At 42.3% G+C, this 15,737-nt stretch carries 10 protein-coding genes, 1 tRNA gene and 1 other RNA gene; 4 read left to right on the forward strand and 8 right to left on the reverse strand.

The features are described from left to right. Entirely contained in the window at positions 1 to 657 is a 657-nt protein-coding gene (locus tag ACQ4LT_RS07175) for a hypothetical protein (RefSeq protein WP_445665348.1), read from the reverse strand. A 251-nt stretch (positions 658 to 908) separates the two neighbouring features. Here ACQ4LT_RS07175 and ACQ4LT_RS07180 point away from each other — a divergent pair, with 251 nt between their 5' ends. The 3 genes from ACQ4LT_RS07180 (at position 909) to ACQ4LT_RS07190 (ending at position 6,059) form a co-directional block, all read left to right on the forward strand. Continuing rightward, positions 909 to 3,929: a S8 family serine peptidase gene (locus ACQ4LT_RS07180; protein WP_445665349.1), complete on the forward strand. Its 3,021-nt coding sequence runs from the start codon at positions 909 to 911 to the stop codon at positions 3,927 to 3,929. Between the two features lie 113 nt (positions 3,930 to 4,042). Next, positions 4,043 to 4,993 carry a YheT family hydrolase gene (locus ACQ4LT_RS07185; RefSeq protein WP_445665350.1) on the forward strand — a complete coding sequence of 317 codons (951 nt, stop codon included), beginning with the start codon at positions 4,043 to 4,045 and terminating at the stop codon, positions 4,991 to 4,993. A 109-nt stretch (positions 4,994 to 5,102) separates the two neighbouring features. Continuing rightward, the gene (locus ACQ4LT_RS07190; RefSeq protein WP_445665351.1) at positions 5,103 to 6,059 is read left to right on the forward strand and encodes a YpdA family putative bacillithiol disulfide reductase; all 957 of its coding nucleotides are present in this window, start codon (positions 5,103 to 5,105) and stop codon (positions 6,057 to 6,059) included. A 116-nt stretch (positions 6,060 to 6,175) separates the two neighbouring features. On the opposite strand, the gene ffs is transcribed toward ACQ4LT_RS07190, so the two are convergent. From ffs to ACQ4LT_RS07220, 6 genes are all read right to left on the reverse strand, one after another. Continuing rightward, positions 6,176 to 6,275, reverse strand: an RNA gene (gene ffs, locus ACQ4LT_RS07195) — signal recognition particle sRNA small type. 65 nt (positions 6,276 to 6,340) lie between these two features. Further along, the gene (locus ACQ4LT_RS07200) at positions 6,341 to 8,524 is read right to left on the reverse strand and encodes a CHASE2 domain-containing protein (RefSeq protein ID WP_445665352.1); all 2,184 of its coding nucleotides are present in this window, start codon (positions 8,522 to 8,524) and stop codon (positions 6,341 to 6,343) included. A gap of 2 nt (positions 8,525 to 8,526) precedes the next feature. Then, complete coding sequence (locus ACQ4LT_RS07205; protein ID WP_445665353.1) at positions 8,527 to 11,310, reverse strand: hypothetical protein; 2,784 nt, start codon at positions 11,308 to 11,310, stop codon at positions 8,527 to 8,529. A gap of 22 nt (positions 11,311 to 11,332) precedes the next feature. Continuing rightward, the gene (locus ACQ4LT_RS07210; RefSeq protein ID WP_445665354.1) at positions 11,333 to 12,043 is read right to left on the reverse strand and encodes a FecR family protein; all 711 of its coding nucleotides are present in this window, start codon (positions 12,041 to 12,043) and stop codon (positions 11,333 to 11,335) included. A gap of 8 nt (positions 12,044 to 12,051) precedes the next feature. Beyond that, complete coding sequence (locus tag ACQ4LT_RS07215; RefSeq protein ID WP_445665355.1) at positions 12,052 to 13,134, reverse strand: hypothetical protein; 1,083 nt, start codon at positions 13,132 to 13,134, stop codon at positions 12,052 to 12,054. Between the two features lie 259 nt (positions 13,135 to 13,393). Beyond that, positions 13,394 to 13,467: transfer RNA gene (locus tag ACQ4LT_RS07220), tRNA-Ala, on the reverse strand. A gap of 192 nt (positions 13,468 to 13,659) precedes the next feature. Between ACQ4LT_RS07220 and ACQ4LT_RS07225 the strand changes: the two genes are divergently transcribed. Further along, positions 13,660 to 14,607 carry an OmpA family protein gene (locus ACQ4LT_RS07225; RefSeq protein ID WP_445665356.1) on the forward strand — a complete coding sequence of 316 codons (948 nt, stop codon included), beginning with the start codon at positions 13,660 to 13,662 and terminating at the stop codon, positions 14,605 to 14,607. 228 nt (positions 14,608 to 14,835) lie between these two features. On the opposite strand, the gene ACQ4LT_RS07230 is transcribed toward ACQ4LT_RS07225, so the two are convergent. Then, positions 14,836 to 15,714 carry a hypothetical protein gene (locus tag ACQ4LT_RS07230; protein ID WP_445665357.1) on the reverse strand — a complete coding sequence of 293 codons (879 nt, stop codon included), beginning with the start codon at positions 15,712 to 15,714 and terminating at the stop codon, positions 14,836 to 14,838. Positions 15,715 to 15,737: the final 23 nt, after the last annotated feature.

The raw sequence follows: 15,737 nt of genomic DNA on the forward strand, positions 1-15,737 counted from the left end.
TTAGTTAAACAGGTAGTAATCGACTCCGATATTGGCCTGTAAATTTCGACTGTCGGCCTTAAAAAGGCGATTACTCTCCCAGTCATATCCTATCTCAGTAAATATCCCTAATGAGTTGGTAAGTCGAATACCCATACCGGCACGTACCCCAAAGCGAACACGAAAACCGTAATCCTTATCGGTATTAGCAAGAGTGCCCATTGCCAGATTATTCCCAAATAATGAATTTAATTGTACATATGGCTGCAGTCGGTCCGTTTTAAAAGGATAACCGCGAACAACAGGTCCAACCCCCCAGCTTCCTATCCCGAAGCCGGCGTCTTTACTATCCGTAAAAAAACTGGTTACCACTTGGAAACCTACCCCCAGCCGCGGAAACATAGTGCGAACATTCCGATAGACAAACTCAAGCTCCGAACTGCCGTCAAAGCTTAAGGAATCGGTATGGCCCTTGTAATGCAGATCACTAAGCCAATGGGTATTGGCTGTCAATCCGTGGATGCCCACATCATAATTTAAGGGACGAATCCCGTTATTGTCTGTGGGTGAACTTTGTGATTGAGCATAAATAACATTGGATATAACACCTGTCAACAAAACCAGGACCAATGCAGATGTTAGAACTTTGCAAGATCTTACAAATACCTTCTTATTCATTGTGCGTTAATTTATTACGATATACGATTAAAACGGACATTCAATGGCGTCTAAAATTGCCCAATTAATTATACAGTTACAATAACTGAATTAAATCTTTAATGTTGCCTGTTATAGGTTGTATGTTCCCACCATTTTATTTTTAGATTTCCAGCAAATTGAATATACGTCATTAAACTGATATACTATTTTTATATTGATTTTTAATGACCTGTGCCTGTTTATAAACTGCCCTGCACATTTATATCTCTATGCTTAAAAAGCTACCAGCTGTTCTTCTTATCTTCGTTTTTCTGCTACCCTTAGTGGGTGTTTCACAAATGCAGAAACCCGATTACTTTTCCAATCGGCTTATTATAAAGTATGAATCGGACCAAAAACTACAGCAGATTCAACGAAAAATTGGCAACAATCCCAAGACAGCAGTACAGCAACTGCTCAATCAGTACGGTGTGCAGGTCAGTCGTCCCCTTCTTTCATCAAATACACAGCAGCTGGTTAAAGTCCAGAGGGTACCTGCAGCAAACGATGTTCTCCGCATTAACGAAGTGATTTACAGCCATAATATTGATCCGGCACAACTCGCTTCCAAAATAAACAGGATGCCCGGTGTAGCCTATGCCGAACCCAGATATATCCGCCATCTAAATGCTGTGCCTAATGATCCCGATATCCAAAAGTTCGTAGACACCCACAACTTTACCGATGCCTGGGATTTTAGCAAAGGTTCACGAGATATCATCGTTGCCGTAGTCGATGGAGGCGTTGACTATACGCATCCCGAGCTAAATGAGAATCTCTGGGTAAACCAAAATGAAGTTCCCCCCACAGTTTTTGCACAAGCCGACAAAAACGGTGATGGGGAGGTCACTGCTTCAAATGTACAAACCTATCTTGAACAAAATGGCGCAGACTATAATGGGGATGGAAGTATTACCCTGGAAGATGCCCTGCATACTGATTCCGATTTTACAGATAATATTGATAATGACAATAATGAATTCATTGATGACCTTTTTGGCTGGGATTTCTGGGAGTCGGGCAGTACCGATCAAAACATCACGCAAGACAATAATCCCATACATGATGCCACCGATCACGGCACACACGTAACCGGCATCGCCGCAGCAGAAACAGATAATGGAGAAGGAGTTGCCGGCGCCGCTTACAACGCTACCTATATGCCTGTAAAAGCGGGCGGTGCTCCCAACTTTGACGACGTTATCGGCTTTGGATACGAGGGCATCTTGTATGCCGCAAACAACGGGGCTGACATCATAAATTGCAGCTGGAGTGGCGGATCGGCCTCCCAGGCCGAGGAAGATATTATCAATCTTGCCACGCAAATGGGTTCCCTTATCATTGCCGCCGCCGGTAACGAAGCCAACAGAACAGCGTACCCGGCCCGTTATGATAAATCTTTGGCTGTGGGTTCAGTAGAACCAAATGATAATCGATCCTCCTATTCAAACTTTGGATATAATCTGGATGTGTTAGCTACAGGCACCGATATTCTCAGCACCTCCTTCAACAACGACTACATTTCTAAAAAGGGCACCTCCATGTCTGCACCCGTAGTTAGCGGGCTTGCCGTTCTTGTTAAGGATCTAAACCCCAATTGGGGGCCCGAGCGTATCGGTATGCAAATTCGAGGATCAGCCAATTATATTGATGATTCAAATCCCGACCTTGAGCATCAACTTGGCCATGGCTCAATTAATGCCTACCGGGCCCTGAATACCAAGCTGCCGGGCTTAAAAGTAGTATCACAAGAATTTATTAACAGTGAGGGCAACAAGCTTTCGCTGGGCGAAGAGGGAACGATTGAAGTAACTATCACCAATGTAGGAACCAGCACATCTAACCTCGAACTGGAACTTTTATCAATAAATGAGAGTGAGGTACAACTGGATAACTCGCAGCAGCAGTTGGGAAGTTTCGCTACCGGTGATACCATGGATTTAAGTTTCCCAATAAGAATTTCAAGCAATTTTGATCTTACCGAAATACCGACCTTTCGTTTAGAATTTCGTGACAATAGCTTGAGTTACGACGATTTTAATGCCCTCGTTTACGAAGATATGTTTTTTGATATCATCGCTGCCAACAACGTAAAAACCTCTTTCGGCGCCGAGGGTACATTGGGCTTTTCTGATCCCCTGGCCGGGCGCGGCGGCGTTGGCTTTATCCCCCGCTATCCCGACGGTTCCGGCGGATATCAAGAGGGAGACAACCTACTCTTTGAAGGGGGACTTATAATGAAATTCAATGAGGAACTTTTTGATGCTGTTCGCACTACCGGTGGAGACGTTTCTCGCGATTTTCTGCCTCAAGATGCCGTTACCATTCTACCAACCGACGATGAAAATGGTCTAACAGGATCTACCCGATTTGTTACCTTAAATGACAGTGCAAAACGAGCTTCTATCCAATTGGAAACTTTCGCCTATGATAAGCCAGGCATCAGCAATGTATTCTTTGTCAAGTATACCATCACCAACCCTTCGAAATTTATAACAATGAAAAATATGTACGTCGGATTATTCAACGACTGGGATATTGGCAGCAACTCGGGCAATAATAACATTGCATTCAGTGAAAGCGACAGCCTGCTCTATATCTCAGATGCTTCCTCTTCAAGTACCCAGCCGATGGTTTCCGTTGCACATTTGGGTCCACTTTCGGGGGCCCTTGCCATTGATAATACTATAAAGGGGAGACAAGACTCGGTCACTTTTGGTATCTATGATGGTTTTTCTGATGCGGAAAAGGAAGCATCACTAACAGCCGAAACGGTACGAACAGATCTGCAAAATACCGACGTTTCTGCCGTTACCAGCTCAGGACCTTATACATTAAATCCGGGGGCCGATATAACGGTGGGTTTCGTCTATGCTTTTGGGGATGATTTGAATGAACTGCGCGATCAAATCGCTGAAGCACGATCCCGGAACCTATTTAAAGTTTCACCCACAGGCCGAGCTACAGCCGATGAGACTCCACAGCAGACCAGGCTTTTCCAAAATTATCCCAATCCCTTTCATGAGGAAACCGAAATTCATTTCAATCTTGACCACGATTCTCACGTAACACTTACTGTTTTTGATGTGTTGGGGCGCAAAGTTCGCCAGTTAACTAATACCAACTTTGAAGCGGGCGCTCATTTTCTAACTTTCAATGCTCACAATTTGAGCAGCGGCGTCTACTTCATTCGTCTTACAACGGATCGTGATTCTCAAACAATTCCAATAACAAAAATAAAGGCTCTATAACGTATCATCCGTCTTCTACATATTTATAAGAAAATCCCTCCCGTTGATATCACGAAGTTTCCCCAATCACTTAAACATTGAGATTGAAATCCAATAGTTTTTAGTATTCCAATATGAAAACAAACCTGCGACATGTTCCCCATCTTCGATCCCCGTCTTGGTGTTTCAATGGTCATGTTCATACCATTGCTCGCTCATTATTGGGGGATACCCAACAACCTCCCTTAAACAGGATTGAAATAGCAACTCCCGATAATGACTTTCTGGAACTCGATTGTCATATCCAATCTGACTCTGATGCCATCATTACCCTATTTCACGGGCTCGAAGGCTCAACCGAGCGCTATTATATAGTAGAGCTCATGAAAGTACTCATTAACAAGGGCTATTCAGTGGTGGGCATAAACTTCAGGGGCTGCGGGTCAAAGCTCAATAACCAGCCACGGTTTTATCACTCCGGAGAAACAAACGATTATCAAACAGTTTTTAACTGGATTTCGGAAAAATATCCCAATAAAAAGATTGGAGCCGTAGGATTTTCACTTGGTGGCAATGCCCTCGTCAAATATCTTGGCGAAACCGGTAAAGAAAGCTTAGTCAATACAGCTGTTGCCGTATCCGTACCTTATGACCTGAGGCTCGGTTCTATTATCCTTTCAAAAGGGTTTCACCGTATTTACGAATACCGTTTTCTGCGGACGTTGCGCCAAAAACTCGATCAAAAGCGAAAACGCTTTCCTAAGCTACCTCAATTTTCAGGAGCTACAATTTACGAGTTCGATGATAAGGTTACCGCATCCCTCCACGGTTTCGAGGGGGCCGAAGACTACTATGAACAATGCTCGGCCCGACGATTCATAGATGAAATAAACATCGATACACTGCTCATTCACAGCAAAGAAGATCCGCTCTGCCCAATTGAAGCAATGCCTTTGGCAAAGATTAACCAAAATCCATATACCGATTATATTATTTCCGAAAAAGGAGGACACGTTGGTTTTTGGAGCAAGCCCCGGGGATGGCTCAATTTTGTGATTGAAAACTATTTAAGCAGTAATTTATAGGAATTGCCTATCTCCCTTATTGATAATTTCATAGAACTGATCTTGGGTCTCTTTTGTTAAAAGCTGTATTTTAACAGCCAAAATTCTCGAACATCTTATTAAAACTCATATGGTTATCATTGTTGGTGCCGGCCCCATTGGATTGGCCACCGCTATTGAACTGAAACTAAAAAACATCCCCACAAAAATTATTGAACGAGGCTGTTTGGTCAACAGCATCTTCCATTATCCCAAAGACATGACCTTTTTCTCTACTTCTGAGCGGTTAGAGATTGGTGATGTCCCTTTTATTTCTCACAATCCAAAACCCACGCGTCGCGAAGCACTGGAATATTACCGCCGCGCCGCCGAAAGTTATGATCTGGATATTCATCTATATGAAGAAGTACAGGATATTGCAGGGCAGGATCAGTCCTTTACCGTTAAAACTGATAAAGACAGCTACGAAGCTTCAAAAGTAGTGGTTGCTACCGGGTTTTATGACGTGCCCAAAATGATGAATATCCCCGGTGAAGACCTCGACAAGGTTCGTCACTATTATGATGAAGCCCATGCCTATGCTTGGCAGGATGTGCTTGTTATTGGCGGCGGAAATTCGGCTGTTGATGCTGCGTTAGAAACCTATCGCGCTAATGCCAATGTCACATTAGCTGTTCGTAATTCACAAATTAAGGAATCAGTGAAATATTGGGTAAAGCCTGATATCCAAAACCGTATTAAAAACGAGGAAATTACCGGCTACTTTAATACCGAGGTCAAAGAAATACGAAAACATGAAGTTGTTTTGGATACGCCCAACGGCAGAAAAACCATTGCCAACGATTTTGTGCTTGCCATGACCGGTTATAAACCAAACTTCGATTTGATGACGAGCTTTGGTATTGATCTCACTGACGATGAAGACAAAATGCCGGTTTACAACGAGAAAACACTCGAGACGAATCGCAAAGGCATGTATGTAGCCGGTGTAGTGTGCGGTGGGATGGATACCAGCAAGTTATTCATTGAAAATACGCGCGTCCATGCTGAGCATATTGCCAATGATATTGAACGTAGGGTAAGCTGATTTTAGAAATAACACTGATTAACCAGCTGCAATAAGGTGGTGAGTATTTTTCAGACAAATTTCCAGTCTAAATCAGGGAAAGTCACTACATCATTGTAAATATAAGACAAAAAAAGAGAGGGTAAGCGACCTACATCACGCCGCTACAACCTCCTACCGCTGCTACCTTCCGGTCCTGACGGAGTTCAGAGGGAGCTGGCTGCGTAGGGCCTACCCTCGAAGTGTAAATATACGATTTTACCGGGGTGTTTGGCAAACAAAATTAGCCCTAAATACCATTTTTATTTCATTACATAAACGCCGTTCCAATCCTCAGGAGGAGGATTTTCCTTCATCACTTCGCAACGGTCAAGATATACCAGAGAGGGGTTTGTATAAATAAAGGAATCATCGTTCGGGATAAAACTTTCCAATTCCGAAGATGCTTGAAATAATTCGATGGCTTGATCCCACTGCTTTCTTTTATAAGCTTCTATTCCCATCTCAAATTTTTCTTTACAGACAAACTCTTGTTTATCTAATTTATCACGAAGTCCCATTACCTCATATACATCCACTGGTTCTGTACGCCCTTTCACAACTATGCGATCTAAATACCTGAATACACAGCGATCACCATATTTTTCCGCCTCCTCTTTAGTATTTTTGGTAACCATCGTATACGCTCCAAACTGTTTGGCTCCACTTTCACACCGGGCAGCAAGGTTTACATTATCCCCCATCATGGTATAATTAAATCGGCTTTCCGATCCCATATTGCCCGTTACCATGACCCCTGTATTAATACCTATACGATTACGCATATGCTGTACAATCTCGGGCCATTGCTCCCCTTCCGCCCTCCATTGTTCACGAAGATCTGCCAATTTATATTGCATAAGCTGGGATACCACGCACGCTTGATAAGCATGATCTTCGCGTGAGACCGGAGCACCAAAAAAGGCTACAATAGCATCCCCAATATATTTATCAAGTGTGCCCCCATGCTCTCGTATTATATTCGTCATAGCTGATAAATACTCATTGATCAGCTTTACCAGCGTCTTGGCCGGCATCTGCTCAGAAAAAGTAGAAAACGATTGAATATCACTGAAAAAGGCCGTCATATACACTTCATCACCCCCCAGCTCAGGTTCCTTCCCCTCCTCTACCATCTCCTCAACAATAGCCGGCGAAACATAGGATGAAAATAATTCTTGAATACGCCGTTTTTCGCGCTGTTGCACGATATACTGATAACTCTGCGTGGTAATATATCCAACAGATACCGCCGTAAGCATTGCAATCATATCAATTACAATATTAAACTCGAAAAACGTCCATATTGCTACACCTATAACAGATAAACTTATCAACAGATACAGTACAAAACCCCAAAATCCCGAGAGGCGGCGGATGGCAAAAACCATTACAGCAATGGCAATTATCAAAAGAGCTATATTCTTCCAGGGACTAACATGATAAATATAATTTCCTGACAATATGGTTTGGATAGCATTAGCATGCATTTCTACCCCGGGCATGGTGCCCTGTTCGGCAAACGGAGTTGCATGCAGATCGTGTAGCTCAGGCATTGTTGCCCCAACAAGCACAATCTTATCCTTAAAAACATCGGTATGCTTGAGACCAAAATTGGGATCAGAAAACGAGTTTATCTGAAATGTAGAATCTTCGGAAGCAAGATCAATGCTCGAATCGTCAATTACGGTCTCAAACGAATAGCGGGGAAACGTTCCCGGAGGTCCAAAATAGTTTATCGACATGAGATGATCTCTGAATTTTGGAATTTTATACGATCCAAAATCTAAATACTCCTCTGCTTCATCTATCTGGGTTGAATCAATATCAGAATGCAATTTTAGCAACTCCAAACCCAGCGAATACATCCGCTGTCGGTTATACTCAAGATTTAATATATATTCCCGAATAGCTCCGTCAGTATCGTAATGAGCCCTTACGATACCACTTCTGTTTTTATTTGCACTTTGTAGTACCCGATTAGGCCTCACTATCGTAAGTGAAGTTGAACTGCTACCCTGTCCTCTGCTCTGTGCTGTACTTTGAATGTTCGAACCCAAAACAACATTGCCATGCTTGCTGATCATCTCTGCAAATGCCGAATCATTGGCAAGATCGTAGTTGTCCCTTTTGTCAAAAATTACATCAAATCCTATAGCTTTGGCTCCGGCTTCATTGAGGTGCTCAACAAGCTTTGCATGTAGACTTGTTGGCCAGGGATATTTATATGGTATCTCTTGGTCGGCCTGCTGACTAATTGAAACAATAACAATGGATGAGTCTTCAATAGAGATTGGCCCGCGCAGATCAAATAGCTTATCCGTCACATTTAATTTAAGCTCCGTTACAGGAATAGAAAAAGCCAATAATATTGTCACAAGCAAGCTGCCAAGCAGAAGTCCCGGCAAAACAAGTCTGCTTTTCCATGTCTTTTGGGCTTCAGCCATAATCAGAAATTAAAGATATAACGTAATTGAAGCAGATGATCATTCGGATACGTAATAGAAGATGAGAGAACATTACGAACATTCGAGTATTTAAAATCTAAAAGAAAGGAATGCCTTTCACTTAAATTATATCTCGTGCGGGTATTTATCATAAAAGAGTTACTCTCAGTTACCAACCCATTCGCTGACGGACCGGGTATATAATAATCATCAAATAACAGTTGTGGGGTATCGTTGTTACTGATTACTAACGGAATAGACTCTGACCGATTTTGGGTAAAGGCTAACGACATTTCGATATTTAACTTGTCATCAAACAAAAACAAACTTCCGCCAACATTCGCACCCAGTATTTTTACATCACTCAGCCCGCCCGATGTTTCTGAGTTGTTGTAATTAAAGCCAATATTTGTTTGCAGTGGGTAATTCTGAAACCGATTTACTACCCGGAAAGAAATACTGTGACTTTGTGAATCCCCATATTCAAATACCTGGTCAGCAGTATTTAATAGCGAGTAGTTAATACTGGCATCGTGCGAGGTTCCCATCAGAGAGAACTCCTTGCTAACCGACGCCGTAAATTGATAGGTATCAGAAAGTCGGGGTGTTGGCGTGCTTAATGTATCTTCGTTTTGGATCACAAGATTCTGCACTGCTGCTCGCTCCGATGTACCAACCATAGATGCTACTAACGGATTATTCAAACCTACTTCGTTATCTCTGGTGCGTTTCATCATACCCAGACTTACTCTTGGCAAATCTTGGTTGGATGGATACCAGCTAATATTACCACGGTAGTTTATAGTGCTCGTAGTGGCATCCCTGTTATTAATAACGTTATCATGCAGATTTTCGTAACCAAGCGTTAGATATATCTGGTTTTCAAATAAACGGACGCGATCTCTTAATGAAAAACCTGCAATATCTTTTCGAATAGTTCTATTCGCCAGGGAGTTATATCCCGGCCCCACCCATCGATAACGCAGCCATAAATCATTATTAAAATAGCTAAACCCCAATTGGGATTGTCCGGCTAAAATACTTGTTGGAAAAAATACTTCTGCTGAAGTATTGGTCGCCCCCTCATCAAAGCGGATGGGCAATGTTTCCATATTTTCGTTAATAATGATAAGCCAGGAAAGACGATCGAGCATATTTTCAGTATCTTCAGCAATATTAAACCCAATACGGTCGGCCGCCTGCTGTGTTAAAGTGCCCTCCGAAATATCCTGATTAAGCAAACTCACCGCACCATCAGCCTCAAATTGTATTCGGTTATTATCAAATCGTGTTTTGATATCTGCGGCGGCTACAAAGTTTCCTCTGGGTGTTGGATTTCCACGGACACCAAGTTTATCAGGATTATTTTCCAGCTCCTGTCGATATTGATTATTAAGATTATTAGCAAGGCCGGGATCTACCGCCATCACATCATTAAAATCATCAATCAAACGAATGGAACTCGTATCATCCTCGACCTTTACAACATTAATACCAATATTAAATCGATCGCCTTTCTTAAATCCAATCCGTCCACCGGCAATTTTACGCCGAAAAGTCCCGCCTTCATCGGTATTTAGCGTATACGACCGAACCGGGTCTTGTGCCCCTCCGATTGCTTGTTCTTCGACAGAAATTTCGTCATAAATATTATCAATTCCACGGCGCAACTTCCCATAAATCAGCTGTAGATTTAACGTTTCATCCCAAAAACGAAAACCGGCATTAACTCCCTGTATTCGCTGACCGGCAATAGTATAAGTGCTTAGGATTGGATAGACATGTCCCGCTTCAAGTTCAAGCCAATTATCCACATATAAATTAAGGCCATAACGATTTTGAGGCTGCAAGCGCGGATCTTCCTGCGTGGTCAGCAACCCAAACGCCGAATAAGAGATATCCCCTTTTTGTCCCGATATTCTGATATTGCCACTTAATGCATCATTGGGATATCCACCCACTTGTTGATTTCGTGCCCGGAGCTCCACATTTCCCTGCGGCATCCAGCTCTGTCGCTCCTGTGCTCTCGTAGATGCATTTCCAGTTTGACCGGGAACCACTACCGAGAAATTCCAATCGGCAAGAACAATAGCACTATCTTTCTTTTCAATCTTAAACTCAGCCGTATGTTCTCCCATCGATAAATCATCAGGAGAATAGGTATAAAAATAATCGCTGGCATTGGCCTGTTCCGTTATATCCTTCCCATCAATGTACATACGAAAGGAGCCCGAGGTATCAATTTCTATAGGATCATAAAACAACGTCAATGCTACTACTACATCCTGCTGAGAAACGGCGGTACCGGGATCGGGGGATAGAATAGTATAATCAACACCTGTTTCTTCTATTCTACGCTTCCGCTCACTTTTCTGGGGATCTACGATCTCAACACGAATAGGACTTCCAGAAGCATCGTTACTTGGATAAGTAATAGTCTCACCGTTATTCAGATGAATCTGCAGATAGTATTCCAGCTCATTTGCCTGGGCATCTTCTATCGTTAACTCTGTCAAGAAACTGGAAGAGACAAGTGCCACCTGTTTTTGGCGGAAACCCATTTCACCATCTGTCTTATGAAAAAGGTACGCATCAGCTACCTCATTTGCATTGATTGAGGGAGCCGAAAAGCGAAGCTCAAACGGGTTATTCCGTTCAATGAGCGTGGGTTTTTGATGTTGCACCGGAATAGTATTAAAAGTGGAAACCGCCTCCGCTTCGAGACATAATATCCCTCCAAAAATTGCAAGAAATACTATCTTACTTGCTAATACTATCCCTTTCACCAGTTCTAACGTCTAAGAGTTTTTAGTTTTCGTTTTCAAACACTTTCATTTCAATTACCCTCTCCCCCCCACTTTCATTTGTAAAACGCACTTTATAAATCGTTGGCTCGAGCTTCTCATTCATTTTCGAATATCCTTCTTTTCTTTCCTTGAGCTCTTCATCCGTCAGTTCACCGGATTCTATAGTCCCATCCTCCTGTACCTGGCCATACATTTTTTCGGAGAGCGTAACGCTTTGACCTGTCTGTTTTGAGGTTACCTCCACTTCTCCTTCTTCCACCCAGAAGTAATCACCGAACGTAGCTCCAAATGAGGTTCCCTTCACAGATGCCACCGCCGAGTTTGTAGTTACCTCAAAATCTTGTGATCCGCGCTCCGATACATTCAGTAATATCTCTCCCAGCTCCAACCCAATACGGGTACTCGTATTTTGCTTGTCTTGGATATCTCCACGAACAATTAACCGGGAATCGGGGTTTATTTTCGCCATGCTTTTATCCATAAACTGAACCAAAGCAAAGCCGTTCTGATCGGTTCTTAATGTATCTCCATCAAAAAGTGGCTTCCCTCGCTCCCGAATATCCTTAAACTCTCCATTTTTCTCGAGCCCAACACTTGGCTTGAACTTTTGCACAAATGCCAGGGGACGATCATTAGCATCATATACATGTGCCCCTATGCCCAATACACCTATTATCAACAGTGGCAGAAAGTATTTTGACAAACTTTTCATAAAAACCATTAATTTTCTATCAGTATTGATACATCCCCTTGCTCATTTTTTCGGTCCAGCTCTCTCAGCTTTTGCACCGCCTGTCCGCTATGAAACCTCTGGCCTTCAATCTCTACAGACTCAAGCGAAAAGCCATTTTGACGAACCTCTTCATATCGGTCTCCTAAAATACGCTCCAAAATTCTGGATATTTCTATTGCTTGTTGATCTCCAGAAGATTTACGCAAATCAGCCATTGTAAAACTCCAGATCTCCGATTCTCTTTCCTCAATGCCATCACTCGTTTCGAGCTGACTAATGATTCGCCAAAAATACCGGGTGCCGGGCTCTAAATCCTGTACTCCCGAACTGGGGTACTGGTATCCGGAACCATCGACGAGAATATCCAATATTTCATAATCTAATAATGAACCGGCTCCGCTTGAACTGATCAATTCAATAGGTTCTGTACTTATTGCTCCATCCATCAATGACTGGGCACTTTCATGAGTTCTTGACTCTACAACCACCAGCCGATAACGAATATCCAAACGACCCTGCCACTGAAAATTAGGATATCGACTTGAAATAATAGTTTCTGACCCCAGCTCATCTCCCGGCGCAAGCAAATAAAAACCACGTGTATTTTCTACCAGATTTGTGCCAAAGTCATCTGTTTGGGAGGCAAGTAATTCTCCATTTATTGATCCCCGATATATTTCTACAGTAACTTGATACCGATCAGCCGGCAGAGATGTTAATCCCTTAAGGCCGTTATAAAACTCTCGTCCACGTCTGGTATAATCATGTTCAAAAGCTATTCTCTCCTCAATGCCGGGCAGTCCATTTCCCGAGTTGTTGTTATTAACAAATACCTGTTGTCCCGGATCTAAACTAAATGGACGCCCCGAAACCTGACGAACCTCTAAAATTCTACCAATTCTATCTGAATCAATGACAACCCGTAAATAAAGATCTTTTAATTGCTCTGAACTATTTTGATTTTTCAATAAAAGTCGAAATAAGGTAGGACCTTGCAGATCATTAGCCAACAATGATTGAATATTTATTACCTGGGAATTCTCCAGTGTTTTATCTATTTCGAAATCCATAGCAAGCTGGCCAAAAACTGGCTTAGTATTACTAACCAGCAATAAAAAAAACAGTACCCAAACAACCTGTCTGATATGTCGTAACCACATTGGTATAACCTCCCGAAATTATTACAACCTTTACCATCGGTTGTTATTCAATTAATATCTCTTGATGTTTAAATATTAATTAAATGACTTGGAACATTTACCCCAATCCCAAGTATGAAGCAGTGTTAATCAAGTAATATGGTTCTTAGCAGAAATGCAAAACAAAAAGTGGAGCTACGGGGACTTGAACCCCGGACCTCTTGCATGCCATGCAAGCGCTCTAGCCAACTGAGCTATAGCCCCATTCAAGAGTCGATAAATATAAAGAACATTTATCGAAAGTTACACCCATAGATAGAATTAACTTTATTTTGTTTTTGATTATATTAGATAACATATTATAGCTAATAGTTTTAACTGGTATTTATACTTTTTCTGGAAAACACTATCTTATAATTCATCACAAATCAACTTTTAACCTACACTCGTAACACGATGATTAATAAACAATTAATACTACTACTCTCTTCCGTGTTTCTTGGGATGGCATTGCTTTCTGGCTGTGCCGGTACCGAAGAACTTAGAGCCCCTTCAGACCGTGATATGGAATATCTGCAATCATTAGATGAGGAAACCCTCCGCTCTCTTGATACTGATGATGACGGTCTAAGCGACTGGGCTGAAATGAATGAACATAATACTGATCCACTGAATGCAGACAGTGACGACGACGGCCTTACTGATGCCGAAGAAATCAATGAATATGAAACCGATCCTAACAATGCCGACACCGATGGAGATGGTCTCCAAGACGGTGAAGAGGTTAACTCTTATGAAACCGATCCGCTCGAAGAAGATACTGACGGCGACGGTTTAACCGACGGTCAAGAAGTTAACGAATACAATACGGATCCATTAAGTGCTGACAGTGATGGCGACGGTCTCACTGATGCCGAGGAAATCAATGAGTACAATACGGATCCTAACAACGCTGACTCTGACGGTAACGGTTTTACCGATGGTCAAGAAGTTGAAATGGGCACCAATCCTAACGACAGCAACGATCCTCCTTTCCTAAAGAAAGATGCTCTTGGAACTGTTAATTTTGCCTTCGACAAGTCTAATATTGACAAGACCGCTGCCAGTATTCTGAACGAGAACATCAAAAAGCTGATGAACTCTTCAAAATTTAGAATTCGCATTGACGCTTACACCGATCACGTTGGTGGCGACCAGTACAATCTGCGTCTCAGTAAACGACGCGCAGAATCCGTCAAGCAATTCTATATAGAGAATGGCGTTTCTGAAAATCGCATTGAGTCACGAGGATTAGGAAAAGCTCCTCAGCCATGCATGGATCAAACGGAAGAACTAGGCTGCCGTAAAAACCGACGTGCAGAATCTCATCCGCTAAATCCTTATCAGTATGAGCCAAGCAACTAAGGCTTAGTGGAACCATAGACTATTAAAGAGGCGACCTCATTTTGAGGTCGCCTTTTTTTATTACTTACATACATATGTAGTAACCAGGCTGTAACTTTATTCAGAATATTGATCTTCTTTTTCTTCTGATCACTGCTTGACCTCAGACGTCATATATTTTTGATATATGCCCACCTGCGTAGTTTGCAAGAATCTTCCATCGAAGAATATAGCTCAAATCTATTTCCTTTAGCTATTTATCCAATAAGGCTCTTGTATATTTCGAATTATTGAAACCGAACAAAATATAGCAGTCAGAGCAAATAGTGGTATGATAATAATTGCCGGTATCACTGATTGCCCCAACAACCCCATGGCAATTATTTTCGCTGTCAAAGCCATCATCAAAATTGAAAGAAAAACGACATATACTGGAGCCATCACATAGCCCATCGGTTTTTGTTTAAGGAACAGCCATCCCGAAAGTAAGGAAAGCGGTAACAGCAGTGCCAAATCCAGTCCCTGTACGATAAGCGTCGTATAGTGTTCAACCTGTGAGGGAATTATCTTACCATCCAGCAGCGGAGGAACAACCACTCCCAGCCATAGCAACGCAATAATAATACTGTTGAAAATGAGAAATCCGCTGGTAAATGTCCTCGGCACAGATTCACTGAAAAATTCGGGAAGCTTTTGTAGATCAAATGAAAAGAACGTCAACGCCAACGCAAAAAACGAGGATCCAAGCAATGCCACATATACCAAAAACAGGATATTATACATAGCCATAACCAAGTAAAAAAGGTAAGTCACTAAAAAATAACCCAGCACACCAGCCAGCATAAAACGTCCCTTAAGCGAATTCTTTCGCGCCCAGACTAAGCTAATTATCAATAAAGGAACACCTACAAAAAGCGTAACATAATCTTGCGCTATGCCTTGGGGCGCCACGTCGGCCGACATGTGTTTATACACTCCCTCTCCATAAACGGTAACCGTTTCACCGCGGACCGTTTCAATTTCATATGCTCCGGGCCCACCTGATGAAAAGATGCCCATTGACGCAGCGACTATTGCCAGTAGAACTATTACAGAAGAAAGGAAAGTTACAGCTCGCTGATTTTTCATAGCGGATCACATTTAGGAGTTAT

The organism is Fodinibius sp. AD559, assembly GCF_052712805.1.

Bases quoted from the DNA above. Each gene is read 5' to 3' on its own strand.
- ACQ4LT_RS07230 (WP_445665357.1), bottom strand. From the start codon at position 15,714: ATGAAAAATCAGCGAGCTGTAACTTTCCTTTCTTCTGTAATAGTTCTA.
- ACQ4LT_RS07210 (WP_445665354.1), bottom strand. From the start codon at position 12,043: ATGAAAAGTTTGTCAAAATACTTTCTGCCACTGTTGATAATAGGTGTA.
- ACQ4LT_RS07225 (WP_445665356.1), top strand. From the start codon at position 13,660: ATGATTAATAAACAATTAATACTACTACTCTCTTCCGTGTTTCTTGGG.
- ACQ4LT_RS07200 (WP_445665352.1), bottom strand. From the start codon at position 8,524: ATGGCTGAAGCCCAAAAGACATGGAAAAGCAGACTTGTTTTGCCGGGA.
- ACQ4LT_RS07215 (WP_445665355.1), bottom strand. From the start codon at position 13,134: ATGGATTTCGAAATAGATAAAACACTGGAGAATTCCCAGGTAATAAAT.
- ACQ4LT_RS07180 (WP_445665349.1), top strand. From the start codon at position 909: ATGCTTAAAAAGCTACCAGCTGTTCTTCTTATCTTCGTTTTTCTGCTA.
- ACQ4LT_RS07190 (WP_445665351.1), top strand. From the start codon at position 5,103: ATGGTTATCATTGTTGGTGCCGGCCCCATTGGATTGGCCACCGCTATT.
- ACQ4LT_RS07175 (WP_445665348.1), bottom strand. From the start codon at position 657: ATGAATAAGAAGGTATTTGTAAGATCTTGCAAAGTTCTAACATCTGCA.
- ACQ4LT_RS07185 (WP_445665350.1), top strand. From the start codon at position 4,043: ATGAAAACAAACCTGCGACATGTTCCCCATCTTCGATCCCCGTCTTGG.